The organism is Hyphomonas sp. (assembly GCF_037969335.1).
In the GTDB taxonomy this organism is placed as follows: Bacteria; Pseudomonadota; Alphaproteobacteria; order Caulobacterales; family Hyphomonadaceae; genus Hyphomonas.
The window spans coordinates 1-14,510 of the sequence record NZ_JBBKXE010000163.1 but is presented as its reverse complement, the minus strand read 5'-3'; the positions used below and the strand labels follow the sequence as shown (position 1 = coordinate 14,510).

The 14,510-nt window shown below is 62.5% G+C and carries 10 protein-coding genes; all 10 read right to left on the bottom strand.

All coding sequences use genetic code 11. The features are described from left to right. Nucleotides 1–2,852 (bottom strand): beta-ketoacyl synthase N-terminal-like domain-containing protein (locus tag AADA04_RS12280; RefSeq protein WP_340693564.1); only part of this gene is annotated, 2,852 nt, incomplete at its 3' end. Nucleotides 2,853–2,860: 8 nt separating this feature from the next. Then, nucleotides 2,861–4,414: a PfaD family polyunsaturated fatty acid/polyketide biosynthesis protein gene (locus AADA04_RS12275; RefSeq protein ID WP_340693563.1), complete on the bottom strand. Its 1,554-nt coding sequence runs from the start codon at nucleotides 4,412–4,414 to the stop codon at nucleotides 2,861–2,863. Between the two features lie 221 nt (nucleotides 4,415–4,635). Beyond that, a complete protein-coding gene (locus AADA04_RS12270) occupies nucleotides 4,636–6,543 on the bottom strand; it encodes an ABC-F family ATP-binding cassette domain-containing protein (RefSeq protein ID WP_340693562.1) in 1,908 nt (635 codons plus the stop codon). An 81-nt stretch (nucleotides 6,544–6,624) separates the two neighbouring features. Beyond that, entirely contained in the window at nucleotides 6,625–9,780 is a 3,156-nt protein-coding gene (locus AADA04_RS12265; RefSeq protein WP_340693561.1) for an efflux RND transporter permease subunit, read from the bottom strand. A gap of 14 nt (nucleotides 9,781–9,794) precedes the next feature. Continuing rightward, on the bottom strand, nucleotides 9,795–11,045 hold the full coding sequence (locus tag AADA04_RS12260; protein ID WP_340693560.1) for an efflux RND transporter periplasmic adaptor subunit: 1,251 nt from the start codon (nucleotides 11,043–11,045) through the stop codon (nucleotides 9,795–9,797). 326 nt (nucleotides 11,046–11,371) lie between these two features. Beyond that, nucleotides 11,372–11,860, bottom strand: coding sequence for a hypothetical protein (locus AADA04_RS12255; RefSeq protein WP_340693559.1), 489 nt, complete (start codon nucleotides 11,858–11,860; stop codon nucleotides 11,372–11,374). A gap of 2 nt (nucleotides 11,861–11,862) precedes the next feature. Beyond that, a complete protein-coding gene (gspN, locus tag AADA04_RS12250) occupies nucleotides 11,863–12,615 on the bottom strand; it encodes a type II secretion system protein N (RefSeq protein WP_340693558.1) in 753 nt (250 codons plus the stop codon). Further along, entirely contained in the window at nucleotides 12,612–13,091 is a 480-nt protein-coding gene (gene gspM / locus AADA04_RS12245; RefSeq protein ID WP_340693557.1) for a type II secretion system protein GspM, read from the bottom strand. Before gspM ends, gspN begins: the two co-directional genes overlap by 4 nt. Further along, nucleotides 13,088–14,242: a type II secretion system protein GspL gene (gene gspL, locus AADA04_RS12240; protein ID WP_340693556.1), complete on the bottom strand. Its 1,155-nt coding sequence runs from the start codon at nucleotides 14,240–14,242 to the stop codon at nucleotides 13,088–13,090. The genes gspM and gspL overlap by 4 nt, the downstream gene beginning before the upstream one ends. After that, on the bottom strand, nucleotides 14,242–14,510 hold a 269-nt coding region (locus tag AADA04_RS12235), incomplete at its 5' end, for a type II secretion system protein GspK (RefSeq protein ID WP_340693555.1). The genes AADA04_RS12235 and gspL, both read right to left, overlap by 1 nt.

Here is a 14,510-nt window from a genome sequence, read left to right as displayed (position 1 = left end):
ATGTTTGGCGGGGCACGGCCGGCGGCGCCATTCTTCGGCGGGTACGGCTTGTCGTAATTGGCGCCGGAAATGTAGACCGCGTGCTTCGATGGCGGCGCAGCTGGCACGGGCGGCGGCGTATCGGCGAAGAGTGCGGCGAGATCCAGCGACTGGCCGGCAACGCTGAGTTCACCGACAGCTGACAGGAATTGCGTCAGGCCGTTGGCGCGCTTGTTGTCGAGCGAGACGGCACGGAAGGGACGGTCGCCGAGCACGTCTTTGACAAGTCCGGTGACGATCGAGCCGGGACCGACTTCGACGAAGAGACGGGCACCTGCGGCATACATGGCTTCGACCTGTTCGCGGAACCGGACAGAGGTGGCGATCTGGCCGGCGATGACGGCGGGCAGGTCGGCGACCTTCACCGTGTAGGGCGACGCGGTGGCATTGGCGTAGACCGGGAGCTTGGGCTTGCGCGGACGCAGGGCGGCGAGTTCGGCTGCAAAGGGATCGACGGCGGCGTGGACGATGGCGGAATGGAACGCGGTCGCGACCGACAGGCGGCGGGCCTTCAGGCCCTGCTCGATGCAGAGGGCTTCAGCGGCCTTGATGGCATCGACCGGGCCGGAGAGAACGACCTGGCTGGGGCCATTGTCATTGGCGAGGACGACATTCGGCACTTTTGCAACGATGGCGGCGATGGTTTCGGAATCCGTCTGGACGGCCATCATGGCGCCGGGTGTCGACTTGGCAGCTTCGGCCATCAGGCGTCCGCGTGCGGCGGCGACGCTGAGGGCGCCGTCCATGTCAAAGCTGCGGGCAAGGTGGAGGGCCATTATTTCGCCGAAGCTGTGACCGCCAGCCATGTCGGCATCGATGCCGAGGCGGTCCAGCAAAGCGAGTTGTGCAAGCGCGACGGCGGCAATGGCTGGCTGGGCGTTCTGCATCTCGGTGAGGCGCTGGGTCTGCTGGCCGAATTCGACCTGGTCGAAGGCGGCTGGCGGGAAGGCGAGGCGATGGAGCTTCATCGGGCCGGTCGTCTTGTGACTGGCGGCCATGTCCCACACGGCACGTGCCGCCGGGAAGGCCATGGCGAGGTCGGCGCCCATGCCGACATATTGGCTGCCTTGGCCGGAGAAAAGGAACGCGACCTTCCCGGCTTCTGGCGGCGTGGTGGAGGCGTGAATGCCTGCGCCGAGCGGCGCGGTGCCGAACGTGCCAGTCTCGATCTGGCCGATCAGGCGCGAGGCCTTGGCAGCGAGGTCCTTCTGGTCGTCAGCGACGATGGCGGTGCGGACGCGGGCGTCGGCTTCGAAGGTGCCGTGGGTGGATGCGGCGAGGGCGGCGAAACCGTCCTCGTCTGTTTCCGTATGGATCAGGCCTTCAAGTTCTTCGACAAGGCCGTCGGTGGTGGTGGCGGAGAAGAGGAAGAGTTCGGATGGCAAGACACGCGGCGGCAGGATGGCGGTCGGTCCGGTATATTCCTCGAGGGCGACGTGGAAATTGCTGCCGCCGAATCCAAAGGAGCTGACCGAGGCGCGGCGCGGGCGAGCCTCTGCCGATATCCACGGGCGCGCTTCGCTGTTCAGGTAAAAGCTCTGGCTGTCTTTCAGGATTTCGGCAGGCTCGCCAATCTTGATCGTAGGCGGAAGGGTCTTGCGGCTGAGGGCATGGACAGCCTTGATCAGGCTGGCGGCCCCGGCGGCGGCCTTGGCATGACCGATCTGCGATTTGACGGAGCCAACGGCGCACCAGGGGGCGCCATCGCCCTTGCCGTCGAACACGAGGTGGAGACCGGCGAGTTCGGCCTTGTCGCCCGCCTTGGTGCCCGTGCCGTGCGCCTCGACGAGGTCAACGGTTTCCGGGCCATAGCCGGCCTGGACATAGGCGCGTTCGATGGCGCGGGCCTGGCCCGACGGGAGCGGCGTATAGATGGCGGTGCCCTTGCCGTCCGATCCGCCGCCGATGCCGCGGATGAGGGCATGGATACGGTTGCCGTCGCGCTCGGCGTCCGACAGGCGACGTAAAGCGAGGATGCCGACGCCTTCGCCGAGCATGGTGCCGTCTGCATCCATCGAGAAGGGCCGGCAATCGCCCGTGGGCGACAGAGCCGGCGTCTTCGAGAAGCACATGTACATGAGGATGTCGTTGAGCGCGTCGACACCGCCCGCAAGGACCGTGTCGGAGTCGCCTGCCCGCAATTCGTGCAGGGCGATCTGGAGCGCGGAGAGACTGGAGGCGCAGGCCGCGTCGGTGACGAAATTGCAGCCACCGAGATCGAGCCGGTTGGCGATGCGTCCTGCGACGACATTGCCAAGGAGGCCCGGGAAGGTGCTTTCCTTCCACTCGATGTAATGGTCTTCCATTTGCTTGACGATGGCCTGAACGTCCGTTTCGCCGAGGCCGGACTGGCGCAGGGCGTTGACCCATACGGGGCGCTGGAGGCGGCCGGCCATATGGGCGGTCAGTTCGGTGGCGGATGCAACGCCGAGCATGACGCTGGTGCGGGTGCGGTCGATTTCGACGCCGCTCGTGCTTTCGATATCGTCGAGCGCGTGCTTGGCGGCGATGAGCGCCAGCAGCTGGGCGCTGTCGGTCTGCTGCAGGGCGTTCGGGGGGATGCCGAAGGCGAGCGGGTCGAATGGAACCGGCGAGATGAATCCACCCCGGCGCCCATAGGTCCGGTCTGGTGTCAGCGGATTGGCATCATAATAGTCGTCGAGCAGCCAGTGTGAGGCCGGTGTCTCGGTCAGGGTGTCGCGGCCCTGGAAGATGTCGCGCCAATAGCCGGTATTGCCACCCCGACCCGGAAAGATCGATCCGACTCCGATGACAGCGATGGGCTCAGCCTGAGTGCGGGTCTCATTTACCATTTTTTGTCTCATTCAGCGTCAGCGAACTGACGGGGTATGTAGGTGTAATCTGTAGGTGCAACTGGCAGGCCAAGTGCGCGCAGCTGTCCGGCACGGGTAATTTGTGCGGCGCCTTCGAGCAGGTTCCAGGCGATTTGTTTGACGGTGCGGTTCTCTGTCGGTTCGAGAAAACTGCCCGCAACCCATTCATTGAACACGCCCATCGCGGGGCCGCACCAGATCTGGTAATCCATCTCGCGGTCGGGTGTGCCTTCGCGGGCCCATTGGGCACCCATGAAGAGGTAGCGCCGGGCCACGAGGGCGAGGCGCTTGTTGCCGTCAGTTTCGGCGCGGGCGGCCTCTGCGGGGTTGCTCTGCAAGATGAAGGCATGTGTTTTCTGCCAGGCCGCGTCGAAGGGCTCACCGAGGACGTCGTCCAGCCAGTCGCGGTCTTTCTGGGGCAGGCTCTCATAGCTCGCCCCCGACCGGTACATGGTGTGGAGACGCTTGCCCCGCATGGCGAACAGGGTGCCGCGTTTCAGCACCTGAACTTCGACACCCTGCTCGAACATGTCAGCGGCAGGCGCCATTGTGACATCGGCGGGCCCGGCTTTTGCGAGGAGGCGGCGGCCTGCTTCCGACAGGCCGGATTCCACGGCGGACTGGTTGACCGATCCTGTCAGGACATAGGCGGCGCCCATCTGGAAGGCGGCGGCGACGGCCATCGGCGTCGAGATGCCACCGGCGAGGCCGATGCGGATGGCGTTGGCATCAACGCCCGTGCGGGCGGCGACGCGATCACGGGCCAATACCAGCGATGGAAAAAGCACGCTTGCGGGGCGATTGTCTGTGTGGCCGCCGGAATCGGACTCTGCGGTGATTTCGGCGGCGACCGGGACTTTCGACGCGAGGTCGGCCTGTTCGGCGGTTATGGCGCCGCGAGCTACCAGCTCTGCCAGCAGTTTGGCCGGGGCGGGCGACATGAAGGGCTCGGCGACTTCAGCACGAGAGACTTTGGCGAAGACATGATTGTCGCGGCGGATGCTGCCGTCCGGGGCGCGGGACAAGCCGACCGCGGTATAACGCACCAACTCAACTGAGAGTTTCATAAAGGCGGAGGCTGACACCCGTTTTACGCCCTCGGAGAGGAAGAGATCGACGACGCGCGCCTCGTATCCGGGCTGTTGAGGGGAGTGTATGAGATTGGCGCCCCAGGCCGTCTGTTGAGGCGTCAGCTGTGACTTGATTTCCTTGAGGCCCGCTTCGATGACGTCCGGCGAGAGGCCCGCGCTACCATAGAATCCCACGCACCCCGCACGCACGGCTTCGACCACCATACGGGTGGTGGCAATGCCGCGGGCCATTTCGCCCACAACGTAGTTAAAGCGACAGCCGTGGGTGTGTGCGAAGAGCCGGTCGCCGAGCCATTCGGGATAGATCGGAGGCAGGTCGACCTGATTTGCGACCGCGCCTGCTCGTCCATCGATTTCGTGGATTTCCAGACCTGCCGATGGCGTCCGTGCGAGCGTCACCTTTTCCCGGGGGAAGGCTATGGCTCTTTTCAGATTCTCTGAAACACCCATTCTAATCCTCTGCGAGCATGTTCGCATGCCCGGACAATCTACGTTGTCATCCCGCAATTTCTTCACGAGCGTTTTCAATTTCTAACTGCGCAATTTAGACCGGCTTGTATAGTGGTACTATTGTGACAGACCCTTCAAACATGTTGTGCTGGTTGGTCTAATTTTACCAAAACAAGCTAATAGCACAAAATTGGTGCTGCCATCGCGGGCACGCGCAGTGTTTAGGCGTCGAGAGCGGCATCGTAGTCCTCGACCGCCTGCAGCCAAGCCCGCTCCGTAGCTTCGGCTTCGGATACAAGGTCGGCACGCTGGCGCAGCAGATCCTGCAATTGTTCCGACGCGTGGCCCGGCTTTGTCAGATTGGCGTCAATCGCGGTGATCCTGGCATTGATCTGGTCGAGCCGCTTTTCGGCATCATCGGCCTTGCGCTTGAGGCCCGAGGCGGCCTTGCGGCTTTCGGATGAGCGTTGGCGCTGATCGGCCTTGTTTACCTTGGGCGCGGCGACGACGGGATCAGACTTTCTGGCTTTCGATTTACTATCCGATTTGCTTCGGTCGGCCTGAAGCACGAGTGCGCGGTAATCCTGCAGGTCGCCGTCATAGACTTCGGCCTTGCCGTCCTTGACCAGCCAGAGCTGGTCGGCGGTGCCTTCGGCGAGGAAGATATCGTGGGTGATCAGCAGGACGGCGCCCTTGAAGTCGTTGAGGGCGTAGATAAGCGCCTCACGGCTGTCGATATCGAGGTGGGACGTCGGTTCGTCGAGGATCAGGATGTGAGGCTTGTCCATGGCCATGAGGCCAAGGAGCAGGCGGACCTTTTCGCCACCGGAGAGCTTTTCAACTTTGGTATCCACCTTTTCATGGCTGAAACCCATCATCGAGGCAGTTGAGCGCTGTTTGGAGACCGGCGTTTCCTTGGGCATGGCGTGGCGGACGTGATCGAGCACGGTTTCGCCGGGCGTCAGTTCGTCGAGCTGGTCCTGGGAGAAGTAGCCGATGCGGACCTTGCTGTGGGTGACGCGGTCGCCCATCATCAGCGGCAGGCGCTCGGCAATGGATTTCACCAGAGTCGTCTTGCCCTGACCGTTGGTGCCAACAATGGCGATCCGGTCATCGGGGTCGAGGCGCAGGGTGACATTGCGCAGGATGCTGGCGTCTTCACCATAGCCGAGTTCAGCGCCGCGCAGTTCGAGCAGGGGCGGCGCCATCTTGTCGGCGGGGGCAGGGAAGTTGAACGGAGTCGTGCGCTCGGCCATCGGAATCGATATGTCCTGCATCTTTTCGAGCATCTTGACGCGCGACTGGGCCTGGCGGGCCTTGGATGCCTTGGCGCGGAAGCGGTCCACGAAGGCCTGGAGGTGGGCCTTGTCGACTTCCTGTTTGGCGCGCTGGCTTTCCAGCTGGGCATATTTCGCGGCGCGGAGCCGGAGCCAGGCGTCATAGCCGCCGGGCACGATGGTGAGTTTCTTGTGTTCGAGCGCCATCGTATGGGTGACGCAGCGGTTCAGCATTTCCCGATCGTGCGAGACGATGAGCACGGTGTGCGGATATTTCTTGATATAGCCTTCGAGCCAGGCGGCACCTTCGAGGTCGAGATAGTTGGTCGGTTCGTCGAGCAGGAGCAGGTCTGGCTGCGAGAACAGGACGCCGGCGATGGCGGCGCGCATGCGCCAGCCACCGGAGAATTCCCGCGTCGGGCGATCAAGGTCGCTCTGGACGAAGCCGAGGCCCATCAGGACTTCGGCCGCGCGCGAGTCTGCCGACCAGGCGTCGATATCGACGAGGCGCGTATGGATGTCGGCGATCCGCATCGGATCTTCGGCGGTATCGGCTTCCTGCATCAGGGCGTGGCGTTCGGTATCGGCGGCGAGAACGACTTCCAGAATGGTTTCATCCGTCGGCGCGACTTCCTGCGCGACCCAGCCGAGGCGGGCGCCCTGGTTGAGGCGAATTGAGCCGTCATTGGAAGGATGCGTGATTTCTTCGCGGATCAGTTTGAGCAGCGTGGACTTCCCCGTGCCGTTGCGTCCGACGAGGCCGACTTTCCAGCCGGATGCGATCTGGGCGCCTGCGCCTTCAAACAGAAGGCGCGCTTCAATGCGGTAGTCGAGATTGGATATGGTGAGCATATCGGGGGGTTTAGCGACCAAGGGGTTGAAGGCAAGAGCCTAAGCTCTGTTGCCTCCAACCATTGGTGTCGTGATGCCTGCTTACTCAGCCGGTACAGGCGCGAGCGTTTCCAGTGCTTCCTCGTCGAGCAGGGCGTCGAAGCCGGGACGCTGATTGCCGGAGATGAGGTAGCCAAAGAAGCGTTTGATGTCGGCGCCGATGCCATAAAGGGCGGGGACGAAGAACAGGGTGACAAACAGGGCGAACAGGACCCCGAAGGCCAGGCCGACAGCAATCGGGATCAGGAACTGGGCCTGGATGGAGCGCTCCATCATCAGCGGGAGGAGGCCGACAAAGGTGGTCAGCGAGGTGAGCAGGATCGGCCGGAAGCGGCGCGTGCCGGCTTCGATCAGGGCCCGCGCACCGTCCATGCCCTTGTCCCGGAGCTGGTGAACGTAATCCAGCAAGACGAGATTGTCGTTCACGGCCACGCCGGCCGCCGCCATGATGCCCATGTAGGACAGGATGCTGAGGGGGAACCCCATGACGAGGTGCCCGACCATGGCGCCCGTGAAACAGAACGGGATGGCCGCCAGAAGGATGAGGATCGGCTCCGCATAGGATTTGAAGGCAACGGCGACGAGGAAATAGGCGACGCCGATGGCAATCAGCAGGAAGGTCATGATCTCGGCGAGGAATTCAGCTTCGCCCTGGGCCCGGCCAATACTGCCGCGCCGGACCTCGGGATGCGCCTTGTCGAATTCGTCGAAGAAATTGTCGTTCAAGTCGCCACGGATTTCCGTGATGCGCTCGGCGACGACTTCGGCGCTGACCACGATGGCGCGGCGGCGTTCGCGACGCTTGATCTGGGAGATGCCTTTTTCGAAGCGAATGTCGGCGACGGCATAGAGGGGCAGTTCACGGCCATCAGCTGTGCGGACGCGAATATTGTTCAGGAAATCGAGGGATTCCCGATCGGTACGGGGATATCGCACGAAGACGCGGACATCTTCGCCATCGCGGGGCAGGCGCTGGACTTCCTCGCCATAAAATCCCTGGCGCACCTGGCGGGCGACATCAGCTGTCGTGATGCCGAGGGATTCGGCGCCGGGTTTCAGGTCGAACTGGATCTCGTCGGTCGCGCTCTGAACGTCGTTCACGACATTGTAGACGCCGTCATAGGAGCGCAGCTTCGCCATCAGGTCTTCAGCGGCCGTGTTGAGTGCGTCGAGATCGGTCGAGTTCAGCATGTACTGGATCGGTGGGTCGGTATCGGCATTGCGATAATTGACCGTAATCGTCTCGGCGTCCGGGACTTCGCCGATGAGAGCACGCAGGCGTTCGGCCGTCTCCTTGGCGGTGAGTGTGCGGGTTTCCGGCGGCACGAGTTTGACGAGCGCAAGGATGTTGTTGTCGCGCGAGCGTGTGTACCAGTTCTCGATCAACTCGCCTTCGCCATTGGTGGACGCGTTGACCTCTTCCTCAAGTGCCTTTTCACCGGCCTGAATCTGGGCCAGCACTTCGAGTGACCGGGAATAGGGTGTGCCTTCCGGCATTTCGACCGTGACTTCGATCTGGTCGGACTCGGTCTCCGGGAAGAAAATGGTTTTCACCAGTCCGTTGGTGAGAAGGCCGACCGACAGGATCATGCCGCCGATGAAGATGGAGGCCGTGAGGTAGCGGTGGCGCAGGGCACGGAGCAAGAGGGGGCGGTATACGCGCCGCGCGATCCAGACGATGCTGTTGGCGATGGATGCCTGGAAGCGGGCGATCCGGGTTTCCGGATTGACGGCTTTGAGGTGTGACAGGTGAGCGGGCAGGATCAACAGGGCTTCGATCAGCGAGAACAAGAGTGCGAAAATCACGACAAGCGATATGGAGCGGGTGAATTCGCTGGTGCCGCCGGAGAGGTACATCCACGGCGCAAAGAAGATCATGGTCGTGAAGACTGCAAAGATGACGGGCTTGATGACCATGGTCGTGCCGTTCACTGCCGCGACGAGGCCTTCCTCGCCGTCTTCGGTGCGCGAGTGGATGGCTTCGCCAACGATAATCGCGTCATCGACGATCACGCCGATGACGAGCAGGAAAGCGAAGGTCGAGATCATGTTGAACGAAACGTCCGACATGGGCAGGAGGGCAAGGCCGCCAGCGAAGGCTGTGCCGATGCCTATGGCGACCCAGAGGGCGATGGCCGGACGCAGGAAGAGCAGCAGCGTGACCAGGACCAGGAACAGGCCGGTCAGGAAATTGGTGCCGATGAGGCGGATGCGGCTCATATAATCGATAGCGGAATCCTGCCAGATCGTCATCGAGATGCCGGGCGGCAGGTCTTTCACTGCTTCGTCGAAATATTCGTTCACGTTCTTCGACATCTTCACGATGTTCATCTGCGGGCCGCTCATGATCTGGATAAGGATCGTGCGTTGCCCGTTGACCGTGGCGAGAAGATTGACCTCTTCAAAACCGTCGATGACTTTCGCCATGTCGGAGACACGCACGATGGCGCCATTCGGCATCTGCTTGACGATGATGTTTTCGAACTCGGCCTGGGTGTCGGCCTGTGAGCGGGTGCGGAGCTGGACATTGCCGCCATCGCTGCGGACATTGCCGGCCGAGATGTTGACGGATGTGCCGGCGACCGCGTCAGCGACGTCAGACAGGCTGACGCCATAGCGGCGGAGAGCCTCTTCGGAGACCTCGATGGAGATTTCTTCGTTGCGTACGCCGAAGAGTTCGACAGACGGGACATAGCCCAGCAGGCCAATCTCGCGGCGGGTGGCCTCGGCGAAATGCTTGAGGTCCTGCTCGCTCACGGTCTCGTCGCCGGAGACGGCGATACGGATGATCTCGTCACGGCTGCGGAAGACGTTCAGCTGGGGAGGTTCGGCGGCGGCGGGAAAGGTGCTGATGGCATCGATCTGGCGTTTCAGGTCCTGCAGGAACTTGCCTTCGTCGAGATCCTGGTTGCCGACGACGATAAGATAGCCGATCCCTTCACTGGAGACCGAGCGGAGCTCCTTGATGCCCTCCACCGAGCTGACGGCTTCTTCCATGCGGACGGTGATCTGTTCCTCGATGTCCTGTGGAGAGGCACCGCGCCAGACGACGGAAATCTGGGCACCCGGGAATTCGACATAGGGTTCGAGTTCGCGCTCCATCCGGATGAAGGCGACGATGCCTCCAAGGATGATTGCGATCATCAGCAGGTTTGCTGCGACCTTGTTGCTTGCCCACCAGCGGATGATTGCCGACATGCCCCCGGATCCTTCTATTCTTCAGCTGCACTGGCGTCTGCCGCAAAAGCGGTTTCGAGCCGGTCGACAGGTTTGATTTTCATGCCGTCAGATGCGGCACGGACAGGTGATGTCACGACGCGTTCGCCAGCGCCTATGCCTGACGTGAGAATGAGGCGTTCGCGTTCCGAGAAGGCGACCTCAACCGGGCGGATCTCGAGTGTGTCGTCCTCACGGGCGACATAGACATTGTCCTTGCCACGCAGCGCGGTGCGGGGAAGGACGACGCTGTCTGCCAGCGTGCGGCCATCGATCTCGGCATCGACAAAGAGGCCGGTGGCCAGAGGCGTGCCATTGTCGGCGCCTTTGCCGTAGGGGTCCCTGACTTCGACATAGGCGAAGAGCACGCGGGTTTCGGGATCGAAGCCACTGTCCGTTCGCGTGATGCGACCGGACCAGGTGTGCGGCTCGCCGGCGACGGTGGCGGACAGCGTGACGGGTGGGCCCTTAACGGCCTGTGTTTCGGAAAAGCCAATGCCGAGGCCGAGATTGGCGAGGTCTGAATCCGTCAGGGCGATGGCGATATCGACAACGTCACTGGCATAGATTTCGCCGAGGCGGGCGCCGGGCGAGACATAGGCGCCGATATTGACCGTTTTCTCACGCACACGGCCCGTAAAGGGCGCGACGATGCGTGTGCGTGAGAGCTGGAGCCGGGTATCGTCGAGGCGCGCCTGCGCGGAGGCGAGCTGGGCTTCGGCCTGTGCGCGCTGCGGATGGCGAAGCGTCAAGTCGGACACCTGGTCCAGCCCGAGCTGTTCAGCGCCCTGGCTGGCAATCTGGCCTTCGGAGATTTCCTGGAGAAGTGCCGTATGGGCCTGCGCCACAGCGGCTTCAGCCTGGACAATTCCGAGTTCATATTCGCGGGACTCGAGGCGGACCAGGGTTTCGCCGCGCTCAAACTGTCCGCCTGCCAGGAATTTGGGTGAGACATAGGCCACCCGGCCACTGATTTCAGAGGCCAGCATGACTTCGGACCGGGCTTTGACTTCGCCCTGACCCTTGACCTTGATCGAGACCGGTTCGGATTGCGCCACGGTGGTGAGTACGGGGAGGGCCTCAATGATCTCGGCCTTCTCTTCGGGAGCAGGTTTCAGTGCCCCCATGGCGACAAAGCCGCCGACGGAGCCGATCAGCACGAACACGGGCAAGGCGAGAAACAGGATCCGCTTGATAAGAAGGCCAGGCCTGAACGGCGGCTTCGGGTCGGTTTCAGCATAGGTCATGGTTCAGATACCCGTTCTGGTCTTTGATGGTGCCGGCATGGATGGGCAGGTGCCTCACCTTGCCTTGATGAGTCTGGATAGCACCATTATTATTGAAAAACAATAAGTGATAGACGATAAACGACAAAGTTTTGTTGTTTTGCGGATTTTTGGTTGGATCGATGCATGAGACGCATTCGGAGTCGCAGATGCGGCGCCGAAGCCATGGGCGGCGGCGGTGGATGTGTATCGGTATTTTTTGATTGTGGATCTTGAAAGCGCTGGCGGTGCCTAGCCCGAAATGTATTTCAGGTCGCCTTGGTCACTGATGGTGATCGGGCAACGGATCAGCGAGGCTCGGGCTGGCAAGCGCTGAGGCCCAGTACCGGGATCATGGTTTCCCAGCCGTCCCTGCTCACGAGCGACAACCGCCCGTTCTCAATCCGTTGGCCGCCATCAAGCAGCTCGCCGGGCCTGAAGCTCAGACCGACATTGCCGTCAGGCGATCGGTAGGTCATCTCGGTCATGAACTGGCCAAACAGCGTGCCGCGAGAGGCCGTGAGTTCGAGCGGGGACTCGGTGCCGTCAATGTTCATCACCGCCTTGTCTGATCCGGCTTCGGCGAAGAAGACGAAGCGGACGGGCGATGATTGTGTCCACAGGAACAGGCCGCATGCGCCCGGCGCGAGCGTCTGGGACGGCAGCTCGCCGGTCCTCGCAATTACGTTGGCTGCCGACGTGACGGTTTGAGCGGGCGCAGGTTTACTTGCGCAGGCCGGGAGCATGGCCATCGACGCCAACAGGGCTGCGAAACAGATGGAATGTGAATGGCGCATATTCAGTTACCTTCGGTCAAAGCCGCTTCCTGGTTCAGCGTGTAGCCGTTCCCGGTATTTGTGAAGCCCATTGCCGCGAGCGCAGCGGTTGCCTGAGGATCGAGGCGTTCGACATGAACGTCCATGCCGGTGCGCCCATCGGCACGCGCGCGCAAGGTGATTTCAAATCGTTCGCCGTTGGGACCGTCGCCGGTGAGCGGTAATTCAAGGTCTCCGTCGCTGCAGGTTGGTGCGCCTGCAAGCATAGGCCAGTCGCGGCCATACGGGATGCCGAGCCGACGGACGAGATCCAGTTGGGCTGCGCCGCTAGCTGATTTACACGTGCCGGTGCTGTCGACGCGGGCTGCGGCATTGGACAATTTCAGAACGCCGCCGACTCGGCGCAGTTCAGGATGAATGCCGCTCAGGCGGCTGATATCTAGTTCGGCAGCGAATCCGGACAGGTTCATGGACGATCCCGACAGTTTGATATTGCCGCGCGCCCGGCCGGGCTGGCCGACCCATTTCACGTCGGATACGATGGCACCTGAGAGTAGGGAAAGTGGAGACGATGTGACGTCCAGCGCGCCCACAGACTGTCCACGATATCCGAGCCCGGTGACCTGCCCGTGCCAGATCGTGCCGCGTGCCTGTTGCCAGCTGACGCCCTGATCGGCGAGACCTGCATTGCGCATCACGAAAGATAGCGGCACGCCGGACACGATGCCGGATACGAGGGCTGCGACGAAGACAAGGATGAGGGTGAGGCGCATCATCCGGCTGACATGCCCCCGAATTCAAAGCTGGAGCGCACAAGGCCCGAACCTGCCTGGGTGATTGTCGACTTGCTGGCTTCGAGCCCGGCGCTGCTGCGCAGTTCGAACAACCAGGCAAAGACATTCTCGGCATTGGTATCATCGACCTGGACGGTGACCACGCCTTCAGCGCTGACCTGGACGCGCGCGATCGAGAGTCCGCGACGCGTGGCAGCATCGAGAATGGCGCGTCGCCGGGCGTCGGCGTCGAGCGCGGCGCCAGAGGATGTGCTCGCGTCGGACGTCGGCGACAGGCCACGAGAGGTCATGAGGTCCAGCGTGCGCGCTGCCTGTTCAGCCCGGAGGCTGGCGGCGGAATGATTGGCCAGAAGTGGAAAGAGAATGAATTGAAGCAGCACGATAAGCGCGAGCAGCGCTGCTGCCGCCCCGACGAGTCCGCGTTCGCGCAGGCTGAGCTTGTCCCACCATTCGATCATCGCGCGGCCTCCAGTGTGAGGTCACCGAGGACCTGTCCGTCCTGCTGGCGGGAATCGCCAAGTGAAACGGCGATGCCGTTCGCTTCGAGGGCGTTCTTCAGATCGGCATCGCTGCCAAAGCTGGGATAGACCAAGTTGGCGAGCAGGCGACCGGTGGCGCGATCATATCGCAGGCTCTGGATCGTGATGCCGCCATCGTCAGGAATGGCTTCGTAGAGAAGCGCTGTCGCTTCGAGGAAGGGCAGCCGGTTTGCGACAGGTGCCGTGTTCTGGCTCCTCACGGCTGCTGCGAGGTTCGCGGGTATGGCTGCACCGGGGAAGGCTGCTGCGTAAGTGGCGCGGGCCTGGCTGTCGAGCGCTGCGGCAAGGCGCGACAAGGAATGTGTTTCGAGCGCGGTGACAGACAAGAAGGCGACGGCTGCAGCAGCGGCAAGGATGAGTGCCGGACGCCAGGCGCCGATCCGGATCTCAGCTTGCCGCCGGCTGACGAATGCGCCCTGACGCAGGTCTGTCAGTGGCGGGCTATCCTCTGCCCATTGTGCGAGCTGGCCGAGAAGAGGGAGGGACGACAGGTGAGCCTCGGTGACGCCGAGGCGCCGCGCGATCCGGTCGCCGGATGCAATGACAGGGGCGTCGGACTTATTGGCGAGAGCCCTGAGTGCGTCGTCGGGGAGTTGGGCATCGACCGCGAAACGGCGACCGCCGACCGAGAACAGAATATGGGGCCCGGCATCGAAAGCGATCGGTGTGGCCGGCAGGACCGAGGCGTCGGCGACGAGGCGAGCCGTCTTGAGCCCAGCGGCGTTCAGGATCGACACCCATTCTTCCATCAAGGCCGGATCGACGATGTGAACCGGGCGTGATCCGTCGGGAAGCGGCTGTCCGATAGCGACGTGGGCGTCTTCGACCGGGACGGCAAGGTCGTCTTCGAGCGCGAAAGCTGCTGATCGCCGCAATTCCGAGGCCCCCTGATTGGGGAGGCGGACTTCGAAGCAGCCAACTTCGGTTGCCGGAACGAAGACGACGATCTCGTCGCTGGAGTCGATGTCGACCGTATCTGCCGATACCAGGCTCATACCCTTGTCGGTCGACAGAGCGAACTCGATTGGCTCTCCGGGGACCGGAAGCATTGCGTAGAGGCATCGGGTCATCAGAAGTCTCCCGTCGTGCGTTGGACGAGGCTGGCCCGGCCACCTTCGTCCAGCGCATAGGTCAGCTGCAGGGTTTCCTGAGTCGGGCCAGAGACGATGTGCGCTGTCAAACGCAGGCTGGTTGGCCGGAGCGCGATCATGGAATCGTTTCGGGAGGCGACGGCAATCGACTGGATCTCACTGTCTGACAGGAATGCGTCGGACGTCAGCCAGCCAGACAGCGGCCGTGCACGGATGACAGATTGCGCCTGTTCCAGACTGAGCTCAC